Origin of the sequence: Sphingomonas liriopis (assembly GCF_024211255.1) — a bacterium.
Classification (GTDB): Bacteria; Pseudomonadota; Alphaproteobacteria; order Sphingomonadales; family Sphingomonadaceae; genus Sphingomonas; species Sphingomonas liriopis.
The window spans coordinates 17,314-30,774 of sequence record NZ_JAMLDY010000027.1; the positions used below are offsets into that span (position 1 = coordinate 17,314).

General features: G+C 70.7%; 11 protein-coding genes. 4 read left to right on the forward strand and 7 right to left on the reverse strand.

The features are described from left to right. Positions 1 to 54: 54 nt before the first annotated feature. Both M9979_RS16400 and M9979_RS16405 read right to left on the reverse strand, forming a co-directional pair. Complete coding sequence (locus M9979_RS16400; protein WP_254290438.1) at positions 55 to 1,227, reverse strand: acetyl-CoA C-acetyltransferase; 1,173 nt, start codon at positions 1,225 to 1,227, stop codon at positions 55 to 57. Then, positions 1,224 to 2,240 carry an alpha/beta hydrolase gene (locus tag M9979_RS16405; RefSeq protein ID WP_254290448.1) on the reverse strand — a complete coding sequence of 339 codons (1,017 nt, stop codon included), beginning with the start codon at positions 2,238 to 2,240 and terminating at the stop codon, positions 1,224 to 1,226. The genes M9979_RS16400 and M9979_RS16405 overlap by 4 nt, the downstream gene beginning before the upstream one ends. A 106-nt stretch (positions 2,241 to 2,346) precedes the next feature. On the opposite strand from M9979_RS16405, the gene phaR reads away from it, so the two are divergent. Both phaR and M9979_RS16415 read left to right on the forward strand, forming a co-directional pair. After that, positions 2,347 to 2,904, forward strand: coding sequence for a polyhydroxyalkanoate synthesis repressor PhaR (phaR, locus tag M9979_RS16410; protein ID WP_254290439.1), 558 nt, complete (start codon positions 2,347 to 2,349; stop codon positions 2,902 to 2,904). An 11-nt stretch (positions 2,905 to 2,915) separates the two neighbouring features. Beyond that, on the forward strand, positions 2,916 to 3,101 hold the full coding sequence (locus M9979_RS16415) for a hypothetical protein (RefSeq protein WP_254290440.1): 186 nt from the start codon (positions 2,916 to 2,918) through the stop codon (positions 3,099 to 3,101). 334 nt (positions 3,102 to 3,435) lie between these two features. On the opposite strand, the gene M9979_RS16420 is transcribed toward M9979_RS16415, so the two are convergent. The 3 genes from M9979_RS16420 to M9979_RS16430 all read right to left on the reverse strand — a co-directional run bounded on the left by M9979_RS16420 (position 3,436) and on the right by M9979_RS16430 (position 7,823). Continuing rightward, the gene (locus M9979_RS16420) at positions 3,436 to 4,635 is read right to left on the reverse strand and encodes an aspartyl protease family protein (RefSeq protein ID WP_254290441.1); all 1,200 of its coding nucleotides are present in this window, start codon (positions 4,633 to 4,635) and stop codon (positions 3,436 to 3,438) included. Positions 4,636 to 4,668: 33 nt separating this feature from the next. Beyond that, positions 4,669 to 6,177: a glycosyltransferase family protein gene (locus M9979_RS16425; protein WP_254290442.1), complete on the reverse strand. Its 1,509-nt coding sequence runs from the start codon at positions 6,175 to 6,177 to the stop codon at positions 4,669 to 4,671. Positions 6,178 to 6,293: 116 nt separating this feature from the next. Further along, positions 6,294 to 7,823 carry a TadA family conjugal transfer-associated ATPase gene (locus tag M9979_RS16430; RefSeq protein ID WP_254290443.1) on the reverse strand — a complete coding sequence of 510 codons (1,530 nt, stop codon included), beginning with the start codon at positions 7,821 to 7,823 and terminating at the stop codon, positions 6,294 to 6,296. A gap of 124 nt (positions 7,824 to 7,947) precedes the next feature. On the opposite strand from M9979_RS16430, the gene M9979_RS16435 reads away from it, so the two are divergent. Continuing rightward, positions 7,948 to 9,450 carry a S1C family serine protease gene (locus M9979_RS16435; protein ID WP_254290444.1) on the forward strand — a complete coding sequence of 501 codons (1,503 nt, stop codon included), beginning with the start codon at positions 7,948 to 7,950 and terminating at the stop codon, positions 9,448 to 9,450. Between the two features lie 48 nt (positions 9,451 to 9,498). Continuing rightward, the gene (locus M9979_RS16440; protein ID WP_254290445.1) at positions 9,499 to 11,052 is read left to right on the forward strand and encodes a tetratricopeptide repeat protein; all 1,554 of its coding nucleotides are present in this window, start codon (positions 9,499 to 9,501) and stop codon (positions 11,050 to 11,052) included. A 79-nt stretch (positions 11,053 to 11,131) separates the two neighbouring features. On the opposite strand, the gene ada is transcribed toward M9979_RS16440, so the two are convergent. Together ada and M9979_RS16450 are read right to left on the reverse strand one after the other, a co-directional pair. Next, on the reverse strand, positions 11,132 to 12,157 hold the full coding sequence (gene ada / locus M9979_RS16445; protein WP_254290446.1) for a bifunctional DNA-binding transcriptional regulator/O6-methylguanine-DNA methyltransferase Ada: 1,026 nt from the start codon (positions 12,155 to 12,157) through the stop codon (positions 11,132 to 11,134). Between the two features lie 49 nt (positions 12,158 to 12,206). Beyond that, positions 12,207 to 13,148 carry a hypothetical protein gene (locus M9979_RS16450; RefSeq protein WP_254290447.1) on the reverse strand — a complete coding sequence of 314 codons (942 nt, stop codon included), beginning with the start codon at positions 13,146 to 13,148 and terminating at the stop codon, positions 12,207 to 12,209. Between the last annotated feature and the right edge of the window lie 313 nt (positions 13,149 to 13,461).

Below are 13,461 nucleotides of genomic sequence, written 5' to 3' on the forward strand. Positions count from 1 at the left end.
ATGCGCTATCGCTTTGAAGTCGAGTGTATCTTGACTGCAACACCCGACTGACGGTCACCGCTCCACACACATCGCGATCCCCATGCCCCCGCCGATGCACAGCGTCGCCAGGCCCTTCTTCGCGTCGCGCTTCTGCATCTCGTAGATCAGCGTCGTCAGGACACGCGCGCCGCTGGCGCCGATCGGGTGGCCGATAGCGATGGCGCCGCCGTTGACGTTGACCTTGTCCGCGTCCCAGCCGAGTTCCTTGCCGACGGACAGCGCCTGCGCGGCGAAGGCTTCGTTGGCTTCGATCAGGTCGAGGTCGGCGATCGTCCAGCCGGCCTTTTCCAGCGCCTTTCGGCTGGCGGGGACGGGGCCGATGCCCATGATCGACGGGTCGACGCCGGCGCTCGCCCAGCTCCTGATCGTCGCGAGCACGGGGGTGCCGCGCTTCTCGGCCTCCTCGCGGCTCATCAGCACCAGCGCGGCGGCGCCGTCGTTGAGGCCGCTGGCATTGGCGGCGGTGACGGTGCCGTCCTTCTTGAACGCGGGGCGCACGCCGCTGACGCTGTCGAGCGTCGCGCCGGCGCGGATGTATTCGTCGTCGGCGACGATCGTATCGCCCTTGCGGCCCTTGATCGTCACCGGCGCGATCTCGTCCCTGAAGCGGCCGCTGCTACGTGCCGCCTCGGCCTTGTTCTGGCTCGCGACCGAGAAATCGTCCTGATCGGCGCGGGTGACCTGGTACTGTTCGGCGAGATTCTCGGCAGTGATGCCCATGTGATAGCCGTTGAAGACGTCGGTCAGGCCGTCGTTGACCATCGTGTCGACCAGGCTGACGTTGCCCATCTTGGTGCCGCCGCGCATCGTCTGCGCATGCGGGCTGAGCGACATGCTTTCCTGTCCGCCGGCGACGACGATCGTCGCATCGCCGGTCTGGATCGCCTGGCACGCCAGCGCGACCGCGCGCAGGCCCGAACCGCAGACCTGGTTGACGCCCCAGGCGGGCACCTCCTTGGGGATGCCGGCGGCCATCGACGCCTGGCGCGCGGGGTTCTGCCCTTGCGCCGCGGTGAGCACCTGACCCAGGATCACTTCGGACACGTCCTCGCCCGCGACGCCCGCCTGTTCGAGCGCGGCCTCGATCGCGATCCGGCCCAGCTCGTGCGCGGGCGTCGCGGCGAAGGCGCCCAGGAAGCTGCCGACGGGGGTGCGCTTGGCGGCGGTGACGACGATCTCGGTCATGATGGCGTTACTCCTCTGGCGGCGTCTGTACCGGGGGGCAGGCCCGCGATCCAGTGGGCAAGCGGTTCCCACAGCATCGCGCGGGCGCGGCCGCCGACGATCATCCCGACATGGCCGAGTGCGAGGTCGCGGCGATCGGCAAGGCCGGCGGCGGTCGCGGCGGGAACGATGCGGTCGGTCGCCGAGACGAATTCGACCGCCGGGCAGGCGAGCCGCTCCGGTGCGACGGCGCGTCCGCGGATCGTCCAGCCGCCGGTGCCGGGCAGGTCGGCGGCGATGAAGCGTTCGAACAGGTCGCGCGCCGCGGCGAGCGGCAGCGGCTCGCCCGCATTCGCCCAATCCTCCAGCCGGACGAAGGCGCGCGCCGCCTCGCTTTCCGGATCGAGTCGGCCGAACGCTTCGTATTTGGACACGGTGCGGCCGGGATCGAGCCGCCAGAAGCCCGCCTGCAGCACCTCCATCGGCAACATGCCGAGCGCCTGCGCGGTGGGGCGCGCCGCCTGCCACAGCTCGCCCATCGCGCCGGCGGCCGCGCCATAGCCGGCGAATTGCCATGGCGCGGCGATCGTCGCCAGCCCGGCGACCGGGGTCGCGCACGCCGCGGCAAGCGCCATCGTGCCGCCCAGGCAATAACCGACGAGCACCGGCGGTTCGTCGAGCCGCTCGACCAGCGGCAGCAGCAGCGATTCGATATGGCCGGTCATGTCCATCGCGCTGTCGGCGGCGTCCGGCGTGCCCCAGTCGACCAGCGCGACGCGAAACCCCTGCGCCGCGATCCAGCGGACCAGCGACGTCTCGCCGAGGTCGAGGATCGCGGGCGGATTGATGAGCGATGGCACGAACACGACCATCCGCCCGCGGCCGCCGTAATAGCGCAAGGACGCGCGCCCCGCGGTGGCGATCGCGGGCATCGGCGCCGGCGGCACGGGGCGGGGGGCGTGCTGATAGGCGGCGAGGCCGGCGAGCGCGGCCGCCATCCGGTCGGGATATGCTGCGGTTTCGCTGCGCAGCATATCGAGAAACAGGGGCAGCGGGCGCGGCCCGTGTTGCGGCGCGGCAAATAGCGGCGTACGATCGGAATCAGTCACGGACGCGACACCGTACGGACAGGGGAGCGGGATGAAGAAGCATCAGACGGCCGATGGCGTGGTCATCGTCAAGAAATACGCCAACCGGCGGCTCTACAACACGGAAACCTCGTCCTACATCACGCTCGACCATCTGGCGACGATGACCCGCGAAGGCCGCGACTTCAAGGTCGTCGACGCCAAGACCGACGACGACATCACGCACAACGTGCTGACCCAGATCATCATGGAAGAGGAAAGCCGAGGCCAGACGATGCTGCCGGTCAGCTTCCTGCGCCAGCTGATCGCGATGTACGGCGATTCGATGCAGGGCATGGTGCCGGGCTATCTGGAGGCGTCGATGGACAGTTTCCGCCGCAACCAGGAACAGTTCAAATCGGCGGTCGAGGGCGCGTTCGCCCATTCCCCGTTCGCGGAGATCGCCAAGCGCAACATGCAGATGTTCGAGGCGGCGACGCAGGCGTTCCAGGTGCCGGTCGTCCCCCCGTCGCCCACGGCCGCGCCGACCGCGGCGAGCAAGGACGACGAGATCGCCGCGCTGAAGGCGGAGCTGACGCGGTTGCAGGACAAGGTCGAGAAGCTCGGCTGAGACCGCGGGCGATGCCAGTGATGTTCGGATGCGCCGGCGGCACGCTGCTGCTCGCGCTCATCGCGGCGCTCGCCGACCGGCGGCGGCGGTTGCGGGATGATCCCGACCGGGTCGGCTGGGTCGACTGGCGCACCGTGCAGATGGCGGCGCTGCTCGCGACGATCCTGCTGGTGAGCTTGGGGCTGCATACGCGGTAGGCGATTGGGGGTTTCTCGCGGAGACGCAGAAAATGTGTTCGCGCAGAGGCGCGGAGGGCGCAGAGGTGTTCCGCTTGGCGCGGAGCGCCGGTTCCATCAACGTCCGACTATAGTCGCTGACGCGACGAGGGTGCCGATAAGCTCTCTGCGCCTCTGCGCGCCAATCTTTCTTCTGGATTCGAACTCGATCATTTCTGGTCGCCCTCACCCTTCGCCGCCTTCGGCGGCTTTCCCTCTCCCGTCGGGAGAGGGAGGGAGCAGCGAAGCTGCGGAAGGGTGAGGGTGACCACGCCTGATCGGATTCGCGTCTGAACGTCGCGCTGAATCGCAACGCTCAATAGAAGCGCGCCAGCGTCAGCGTGCGGATCGTGCCGTCGCACATGCCGAGCCGCACCGAAGTCCCCGGCGTGCCGATCGCCCATCTGGCGAGCGCGCTGGTCGGATAGTCGGCGGCGATCGGCTGGCCGTCGATCCGGCAGATCGTGTCGCCCGCCTGCCAGCCCGCGGTGGCGGCGGGGCCGCCGCGCATGACGTGCAGCACCTTCAGCCGGTCGCGCTCCAGCCCGACGAGCAGGCCGCTGGTCGAGCGCAACGGTGCGGCGCTCCCGCCCGCTGCCGGCTTCAGCACCATCCGTCCCGCACCGGGATCGAGGAGGACGCGATAGTTCTGCAGCAGCCCCGATCCGATCCGCCCGGCGACGCCGATCGTCTCCGAAAAGCCGCCGGCGGGTTCGATCCGTACCTCGACGTCGCGGATCGCCTGCCGCCCGAGCGTCAGCGCCGGCAGGATAGCGAGCGTGCTCACCGTCTCGCCGGCGAGGCCGAACGAGACGGTGGTGGTGGTCGGCAGCCGCGCGATTCCCCCCGTCTTCGCGGAGGCGGCCGACAGGGTCAGCGCCGATCCGTCGCCGGTGTCGACGATCATCGGTGCCAGCCGGGCCCGCCCCACCGTCACCGCGCTTTCGTAGACGCGGCGGGCGGGCGAGATCGCGAGCGGCGCGATCGCACCGACGAACGGCAGCCGCCCCGACGGCAACAGGCGAAAGCGGTGGTTGGCGTAATCGATGTCGAGCGCGTGGCCGCCGGTGACGTCGCGCCCGACCAGCATGTCGACCGCGCGCGCGCTGCCGGTGGCGAGCGCGGGCAGGTCGGCGACGGTGACGCCGCCGCCGGTGCGGGTCAGCCCGCCGATCGTCAGCCGCCGCGTCGCCAGCCAGCCGACCGGCACCGCGCCGCTCGCACCGCCGCCGATCGCGGTCGCCTGGCCATCGGCGCGCACCCGCGCCGGATCGACTGCGGCGGAGGCGCGCGCCAGCACCGAATAGCTGACCCCGGTGTCGAGGATCGCGGTGACGGGCTTGTCGTCGAGCGTCAGCGTGAAGCGGATCTGGTTGCCCGGCGTCAGGTCGAACGGCACCCAGCGCGCCTCGGCATCCGCGGCCAGCGTCGCGACGCCTTCGCGCGGCGCGCCCTGTGCGTGGAGAGTGGTCGCTGCGAGGGCAAGCGGCACGAGCAGCGAAAGGGAACGGCGCATCGCCGCCACCCTAGCGAGCGAATCGCCGGGCGGCTAGAAACCCCGCCGCGCGAGCACGCGATTGAGCAGGAAGGGCGAGGCGTGGGTGTCGGCGCACGGTCCCGGCCGCGCGTAGAGGCACAGGCCGATGACGGTCGTCGCATCCTCGCACATCACGGTACGATAGCCGGGTGGTGGCGTGCCGGTGCGCGGGACGGAGCCGACGATCCGGTTGAACCCCGCCTGATGGCGCGCCATCGCCACCCAGGGCGAGGCGCCGTGCGTCGCGACCGGATCGTCGATCCAGAACATTGCGAGCGGCGTGCCGCGGCGCAGCGCCGCGCTGCCCGGCAGGTCGGCATAGCTGGCGCCATGGACCAACGCGACGCCGCAGGTCGCGGGATCGGCGCGCAGCGCGGCGAACACCTTCGATCCCGGCACGCCCTCTTCGCGATGTGCACGGGCGAGCGGCCCGAGCGCGAGCAGGCTGCCGGCAAGACCCCAGGCGACGAAAAGAGCGATCGTGGCGATATTCCGGCGCTCGCGCACGCGGCGGACAAGCTCGGCCCAGCCGATCGCCGACAGGATCAGCAGCGCGACGATGGCGAGATAGACGAAGCGATACTCCTTGTGCCCGATCAGGCTGTGCACGCCGATCGTGACGACCGCCGTGGCGAGCAAGGCCGGGCACGCCCGCCAGCCGGCATAGACGCCGATGCCGAGCGGGATCGCCCAGACGATCCAGACCTGCATCAGCCAGGTGACATATTGCAGCGGTGGCGCGACGCCGTAGCGCGCGGCGACGCCGCCGACGATATTCTGGCGGACGTTCTCGACGATCCAGGCGAAGGGCGTCGCGCCGGTCGCGATATCGATGCCCGCGCCGATCGCCGCCATCGCCAGCCCGCCGCCGATCAGCGCGGCCCATAGTGGCAGGGCATCGCGCCCGAACCTGAAACGTGGCCACCAGGCGACGAGGACGAGCGCGGCGGCGCTCGGCGCATAATGCGGTCGCATCAGTACCGCAAAGGCGAGCAGGCCGCCCGCCAGCGCCGCATTGCGCCGCGTCGGTCGCACGGCGGTGAGCAGCACCGCGGCGGGGAGGACGGCGGCGGTCGCGGCGGGCTCGGCGAGCGTCTGCACGCCGAAATAGACACATTCGAACCACGTCGCGGTGACGAAACCGGCGAGCAGCCCCGCGGTCGGCGAGCGGCGGCAGCCCAGCGTCCACGCCGACCAGACGATCGATAGCGACGCCGCGCCCATCGCCAGCCGCGGCAGCGCGACCGGCCACGGTCCCGCCTGCCCCAACGCCTCGCCCAATGCCATCGGCAGCGTCAGCAGCGCCGGCAACAGCCAGCTGCGCATGCCGACGCGCCATTCCCAGGTGACGACGCCATCGCCGGTCAGCAGCCGGTGCGCGGGTTCGAGATATTGGTAGATCGCGTCGGGGTGATGAAACCCCGGCTGGAACGCCGCGATCGCGCGCAGGATCGCGGCGAGGAGGAGGAGCCAGGGGAGGGGGCGGGCGGTGATGCGGTGCCAGTAGGCGGTGGCCGACATCTCTTCCACCGTTCGTGCTGAGCCTGTCGACGCACCTGGAGACACAGGCCCTTCGACAGGCTCAGGGCGAACGGTGGAGGTGTGCGTCACGACGCTTCAATACCGCCCGGCAATCCTCAAAGACAGGCTTCCAGATACGCGCTGTCGAACCCGAACTGCTTGGCCTTATCGAGCGTGTAGGGGCGCAGGCCCATCGAGCGGTATTCGCCGATGATCTTGCCGTCGGCGCTCTCGTCGAGATATTCGAACTTGAACAGCTCCTGCGTGACGATCACCGGGCCTTCCATGCCGATCACCTCGGTGACGTTGGTGACGCGGCGCGAACCGTCGCGCAGGCGCTTCACCTGGATGATGAGCTCGACCGAATCGGCGATCTGGCGGCTGATCGCCTCCTTGGGCACCTTGATGTCGCTCATCATCACCATGTTCTCCATGCGGGCCAGCGCCTCGCGCGGCGAGTTGGCGTGGAGCGTACACATCGATCCGTCGTGGCCGGTGTTCATCGCGGCGAGCATGTCGAAACATTCGGACCCGCGGATTTCGCCCAGAATGATGCGATCCGGACGCATGCGCAGCGCGTTCTTGACGAGGTCGCGAATGCTGATCTCGCCCTGACCCTCGAGGTTCGCGGGGCGGGTTTCCAGCGGGAGCCAGTGCGGCTGCTGCAGGCGGAGTTCGGCGGCGTCCTCGATCGTCAGCACGCGCTCGCCGGGGTCGATCATCTTCGACAAGGCATTGAGCATCGTCGTCTTGCCCGAACCCGTACCGCCGGAAATGACGACGTTGAACCGGCTCGCGCCCGCGATCTTCAGCGCGGTCGCCATCTTGGGGCTCATGCTGCCGAAGCCCGCCATCATGTCGAGCGTGATCGGCTTGGCGGAAAACTTGCGGATCGAGATCGCCGTGCCCTTGAGGCTCAATGGCGGCACGATGACGTTGACGCGGGACCCGTCCTTGAGGCGCGCGTCGGCGAGCGGCGTCGTCTGGTCGACGCGGCGGCCGACCGAATTGACGATGCGCTGCGCGATCTGGAACAGATGCTCCTCGTCGCGGAACTGGATCTGCGCGAGCTCCAGCTTGCCCTTGCGCTCGACATAGGTCTGGTCGGGGCCGTTGACCATGATGTCGCTGACCGCCGGATCGGCGAGCAGCTCTTCCAAGGGTCCTAGACCCAGGAGCTCGTCGACCAGCACCTTTTCCAAGGCGAATTGTTCGCGGCGGTTGAGCGTCAGCTTCAGCTCGGCGAGCACCTCGCCGATGATGGGTCTGAATTCCTCGGCGAGCTCGTCCTTGCCCAGCGTCGCCGCCGCTTCGGGATCGACGCGTTCGAGCAGGCGGGGGAGCACCTGTTCCTTGATCTTGTGGATCGATGCCTCGAACCCCTCGCCGCGGCTGCTGCCGGCGTCGCCGCTGGCGTTCTGGCGGTCGGTCAGGCGCTGCATCGCGTCGAGCGTGCCCGCCGGCATCGTGCCGGACTGGCCTTCCTCGCCGGGCAGCACCGCCGATTCGATCGGCGGGAACTGGCTGCCGGGGGCCGGCTCCTCGGGCCGCGGTGCGCCGCCGCCCTGCATCGGGCGCGCCACGCCGAAGGCCGGCCTTGCCGGCTGTCCGCCACCCATTCCGCTACGACGCCCGAACGCGCTCATGCCATACCTCTTGTACCTTGCGGCAAGGCGTAGGGGGCAGAGTTTGACATTTTCCTAACCAAACCTGCGTGAGCGCGCCCATCCGCTTGACAGCGGGCGGTCGCTGCCGTTCGGAAAGCCACGCATGCGCCGGCTCCTGCTCCTCCTGTTCCTGATGCTCGGCTGGGCCGATCCGGCGGCGGCGGACGATATCGGCGCGACCGCGCGCGGCGTCGTGCGCGTCGTCACGATCGCGGTGGTCGACGGGCAGGTGGTGGGCTTCGGCCATGGCAGCGGCGTCGCGATCGCGCCCAATCGCATCGTCACCAACGCGCACGTCGTCGACCTCGCCGAACGCTATCCCGACAATGTCGTCGTCGGCGTCGTGCCGTCGGAAGGCGACAAGAGCTACCAGGGCCGCGTCATCGCCTATGACGCACGCGCCGATCTGGCGCTGATCGAATTCACCGGCGCGGCGCTGCCGCCCGCCGCGCTCTATTCCGGGCCGGTGAGCGAGGGCGATGCGGTGGTGGCGCTGGGCTATCCGGGCAACGTCGACCTCGCCACCGCCAAATCGGCGGCGGACTATATCCGCCCGACCTCGCCGGTGCGGTCGGAAGGCGTGTTCTCCGGCCGGCGCAGCCTGACCGGGGTGGAGGTGCTGCTCCACACCGCCAGCATCGCGCGTGGCAATTCGGGCGGGCCGCTGCTCGACCGCTGCGGCCGGGTGATCGGGATCAATTCGGCGATCACCCGCGGCGAGGAGGGCGACGGCTCGTTCGGCTTCGCGATCGCCGACACGCAGCTGGCGGGTTTCCTGCGCGGCGCGAAACAGCCCTTCGCCACCGTCGGCACGCCCTGCACCTCGATCGAGGAACGGCTGCGTGCCGATGCCGATGCCGAGGCGAAGACGCGCGCCGATGCGCTGACCGATGCGCGCGAAGCGGCGACGCGCGCGGCGATGGGCCGCGAGGAGGCGCTGGCCCGCGCCCGCGAGGCGGCGCAGACGGGGCGCGAGAACGTCATGGCGATCGCCGGGCTGCTGCTGGTGCTCGGTGCGCTCGGCATCGGCGGCGCGGGGCTGCTCGAATCGCGCGGGCAGCGCCGGCCGGCATTGTGGGCGGCGGGGGTCGGCGGCGTCGTGATGATCGCCGCGATCGTTACCTTCGTGCTGCGGCCGTCGGGAGAGGCGGCGCTGCCGCCGGTCGCGGCGGTCGCGCGGCCGGCGGTGCCCGATGCGCCGCTCGGCAAACTCGCCTGCGTCTTCCAGCCCGAACAAAGCCGCGTCACCGTGTCGGCGACCACCGACGTCACGCTCGACTGGGGCCGCGGCGGCTGCCTCGACGGCCGCACGCAATATCAGCCGGCGGGCAACCGCTGGGAAAGGGCCCTGGTGCCCGACGCCGAACAGACGGTGTCGGTGCAGGTCTTCGATCCCGCGACCCGGCGCTACACCAGCACGCGCTATCTGCTGGGCGCGCAGGCGATGGCGCAGATGCGCGGCTTACGCGGCGAGGACGGCGGCAAGCGCTGCAGCGTCGATCCCGTCGCGATCGACCGCCTCGCGCAGCAACAGGCGGCGATCCGCGCCGCGCTGCCGCCGCTGCCCAACGAAAAATTGGTCTATGCCTGCCACCGCGCGGGCTGACAGGCGCCGGACGGCCGGTTAGGCTCCCGCCGTCGAGGGGGAGGACGCATGCGCGTGACGGCAAGACGGATCGGCCTGGGGACCGGTCTGGCCACGGGATTGGCTGCGCTGGCGGTGGCGCAGCCGGCGCGGGCCGAATGGATCGAGGCGACGACGAAGCATTTCATCGTCTACGCCAACGGCAGCACCGACAGCGTCCGGCGACAGGCCGAGGAACTGGAGCGGTTCGACGGCGTCTTCCGCTTCTTCCAGGACGTGCCCGACGCGCCCGAGGCGCAGTCGAACAAGCTGACCGTGTATGTCGTCGGCGATGCCGCCGCGGTGCGGCGGCTGTTCGGCAGCGGCGGCAGCAACATCGCCGGCTTCTATCTGCCGCGCGCCAGCGGATCGGTCGCCTTCACGCCCGGACGCGGCGACGGCGACGGGGTCAACGGGTTGCAGCCGCAGGTCGTGCTGTTCCACGAATATGCCCATCACCTGCTGCTCGGCAATTTCGCCGCCGCCTATCCGGCGTGGTTTTCGGAAGGCTATGCCGAATTCCTGTCGACGGTGCGCTTCGACAAGGATGTCTTCTGGGTCGGCGCCGCGGCGCAGCACCGCGCCTATACGCTGCGGCTGGGGCCGTCGATGACCGCGGAGCAACTGTTCGCCGCAGACCGGCGCAAGCTGAGCGAGGATCAGACCGCGGCGCTCTACGCGCGCGGCTGGCTGCTCACCCACCTGATCGAAACCGACATGGATCGGCGCAAGCAGTTCCCGACCTATCTCAAGGCGCTCAACGACGGCGTGCCCGGCGTCGAGGCGGCGCAGCGCGCGTTCGGCGACCTCAAGGCGCTCAACCGCCAGATGGATGCACGGCTCAAAGGATCGACCCTGCCGGCGTTCCGCTTCCCGCTTTCGAGTCTCGCGCAGCCGACGGTGACGCTACGCGCGCTGCGTCCGGGCGAGAAGGCGATGATCGCGCTGCGCATGCGCTCCGACCGCGGGGTCAACCGCACGACCGCGCAGCCGATCCTCGCCGACGCGATCCCGATCGGCGCACGCTTCGCCGACGATCCGACCGTGCAGGGCTGGCTCGCCGAAATGGCGCTCGACGCGGGCCGCAACGATCTGGCCGAAGCGGCGGCCGACCGCGCGCTCGCCGCCGATCCCAAATCGTCGCAGGCGCTGGTCTACAAGGCGCAGGTCCATCTGCGCAACGCGCGCGCCGCCAAGGCGACCGACCCCGCAATATGGCGGGAGGCGCGGGGCTGGCTGCTGAAGGCCAATGCACTCGACCCCGACGACGCCTATGCGCTGCTGCTCTATTATTCGAGCTTCGGCATGGCCGGCGTCAAGCCGACCGACAATGCCAAGGCGGCGCTCGCCCGCGCGCACGAGCTGGTGCCGCAGGACCCCGGCCTCGGCTATGCCTATGCCACCCAGTCGCTGTTCGACGGCAAGCTCGACCAGGCCCGCACCGCGCTGCGCCCGCTCGCCTATTCGGCGCACAGCGGGGCGGACAATCCGGCGGCCAAGCTGCTCGCGGCACTCGATGCGGGCAAGACCGGTGCGGCGGCGGTCGCGGCGGGCGGTGGCGGGTCGGAGGGGGCGGCGGACTGAAGCGTTACGCTCTGACTCGTCCCCACCGTGCGCCCTGAGCCTGACTTGTGCTTCGGCAGGCTCGGCACGAACGGATCGTCTACTCCCCCTCCCGATCGAGCAACGCCCGCTTGCGCTCGACCCCATAAGCATAGCCCCCCAGCGCCCCGTCGCTGCGGCGCACGCGGTGGCACGGCACCACCACGGCGAGCGGGTTGCGGCCGCAGGCAGTGCCCGTCGCGCGCACCGCGCCGGGCTGGCCCGCGGCGGCGGCGAGTTCGGCATAGCTCAGCGTCTCTCCGGCGGGGATCGTCCGCAGCGCCTGCCACACCGCTTCCTGGAACGCCGTGCCGCGCACGTCGAGCGGCAGCGCGACGTCGCGGCCGGGCGTCTCGACCAGCGCCACCACCTCCGCCGCGAGTGCCGCGAGCGCGGCGTCGCCCGCCACTACCGTCGCCTGCGGAAAGCGTGCGGCGAGCGCGGCGGCATCCTCGTCGAACGCCACCCGGCACAGGCCCTTGTCGGTCGCGGCGATCAGCAGCGGGCCGAGGCTGGTCGCGACCACCGTCCAGCGGATCGTCACCCCCGCGCCACCGCGCGCCCAGGCGCTCGGCGCCATGCCCAGCCGCCGCGCGCCATCGGCGTAGAAGCGGCTGGAGGCGTTATACCCGGCGTCGTAGATCGCCTCGGTCACGCTGCCCTCGCGATGCAGCGCGTCCGCCACCCGCCCGGCGCGCAGGCCCCGCGCATAGGCCGCCGGCGTCACCCCGGTCGCGCGCTTGAACAGGCGCTGGAAATGATGCGGCGCATAGCCGACCTGCGCCGCCAGCGCGTCGAGCCCGATCGGCACCTCCGCCGCGGCGATCAACGCCACCGCCTGCGCCACCGCGGCACTGTCGCGGCTGACGTCGTCGGGTTTGCAGCGCCGGCAGGCGCGATACCCCGCCGCGCGCGCCGCCGCCCCGTTGGGCAGGAAAGTGACGTTGCCGCGGTGCGGGTGGCGCGCCGGGCAGCTCGGCTTGCAATAGATGCCCGTGGTGCGCACCGCCGCGACGAACGCGCCGTCCTGCGCGCGGTCGCGGGCGGCGAAGGCGGCCCAGGCCGCGTCCTGATCGATCTCGCTCATGCACCCCGGATAGGGAGTTCGGCGGCGCGTCTCATCCCGCGGCTTGCGGTCAAAGCCCGGTGCCGCGGATCGGCGGCCGGCGGCGCATCGCCGCGACGTCCTCCGCCCCCGCCGCCAGCGCCCCGACGCGGCCCAGCCCCTTGCTCACCTCGCCGCCGGCGCGCGGCGCGAACAGCCGCGCCCGCGTGTAGCGATCCGCCGCCTCGGCGTAGCGCCCCGCCGCTTCCGCGCACAAAGCGAGGTTGAAGGTGGTCGAGCCATGATCGGGCACCTGCCGGTCGATCGCGGCGAAGGCGGCGCAGGCGGCGGCGCCGTCGGTCTTGGTCAGCCGCACCGCCTGTTTGAACTGCGCCGCGACCGCGGGCGGCAGGCCGTCGCGCTTCTCCTGCACGCGGATCGTGTAGCTTTCGGCATGCGGCGCGAGGTCGAGCCGGACTTCGGCGGCGATCGATTCGATCATCGAGTGCACGGTCGAATCGACGTTGCTGGCGACGCCGCCGTCCTCGCACCAGCTGTGGCTGTCGTCGCGCGCCTTCGCCACCGCATAGGGCAGGCCGCCGTCGCTGCGCCGCACCAGCCGCAGGTCGGCGTGAAAGCCGATCGACCGCCGCACGCAATCGACGCGGTACTTCTGCTTCGCGACGCACTTGCCGTCCTTCTTCTCGGTGCAGCGTTCGCGCGTCTCGGTATAATCGCTGTCGGACACGGCCAGGCTGGTGCGGCCGCCCAGCATGCCATCGGGGCGCAGGCCCGGCGCGACCAGCTGCGCGTGCGGCACGCCGTCGCGACCCAGCGTCGCCAGCCGCCGTTCGATCGCATCGCCCAGCTCCGCGCCGAAATCGCCGCGGACATCGTCGACGCCGATCGTCGGCAGGAAACTCGCCTCGCGCGCCTGCGCCGGGAAGACGCCCTCGACGCGCAGCGTCTCGGCGGTGACGGGCGCGGGGAGGGCCAGCGCCGATCCGATCACCATCGCCATCCACCCGCGCATCGCCCATCCTCCCGTCGTTCGCCGAATCGTTACGCCTGTGATCCTGAACGCAAGCTGCGTGGTGAGCGGTGCCCCGCCCCCGCCCCCAAATCCGCCGTCACCCCGGACTTGTTCCGGGGTCCACCGGGCCACGGGCGTGAGATTGGGGCCTCCGGCCGTTCGCCTCGTCGCGGAGTGGACCCCGGAACACGTCCGGGGTTGTCTCTGAGGATTGTGGTTTAAGCTGATGCGGCTGGCGAGCGCGCTGCGGGGTAACGGCCCCGCAGCGCGTGGCGTCACGGCTCCCGTTCCGGGGTTGGTCGCAACGACCGTC

Coding starts and splice junctions, on each gene's coding strand:
- M9979_RS16400 (WP_254290438.1), bottom strand. CDS start 1,227: ATGACCGAGATCGTCGTCACCGCCGCCAAGCGCACCCCCGTCGGCAGC.
- M9979_RS16415 (WP_254290440.1), top strand. CDS start 2,916: ATGCCAGTGATGTTCGGATGCGCCGGCGGCACGCTGCTGCTCGCGCTC.
- phaR (WP_254290439.1), top strand. CDS start 2,347: ATGAAGAAGCATCAGACGGCCGATGGCGTGGTCATCGTCAAGAAATAC.
- M9979_RS16450 (WP_254290447.1), bottom strand. CDS start 13,148: ATGCGCGGGTGGATGGCGATGGTGATCGGATCGGCGCTGGCCCTCCCC.
- M9979_RS16425 (WP_254290442.1), bottom strand. CDS start 6,177: ATGTCGGCCACCGCCTACTGGCACCGCATCACCGCCCGCCCCCTCCCC.
- M9979_RS16440 (WP_254290445.1), top strand. CDS start 9,499: ATGCGCGTGACGGCAAGACGGATCGGCCTGGGGACCGGTCTGGCCACG.
- M9979_RS16435 (WP_254290444.1), top strand. CDS start 7,948: ATGCGCCGGCTCCTGCTCCTCCTGTTCCTGATGCTCGGCTGGGCCGAT.
- M9979_RS16405 (WP_254290448.1), bottom strand. CDS start 2,240: ATGCTGCGCAGCGAAACCGCAGCATATCCCGACCGGATGGCGGCCGCG.
- M9979_RS16420 (WP_254290441.1), bottom strand. CDS start 4,635: ATGCGCCGTTCCCTTTCGCTGCTCGTGCCGCTTGCCCTCGCAGCGACC.
- M9979_RS16430 (WP_254290443.1), bottom strand. CDS start 7,823: ATGAGCGCGTTCGGGCGTCGTAGCGGAATGGGTGGCGGACAGCCGGCA.
- ada (WP_254290446.1), bottom strand. CDS start 12,157: ATGAGCGAGATCGATCAGGACGCGGCCTGGGCCGCCTTCGCCGCCCGC.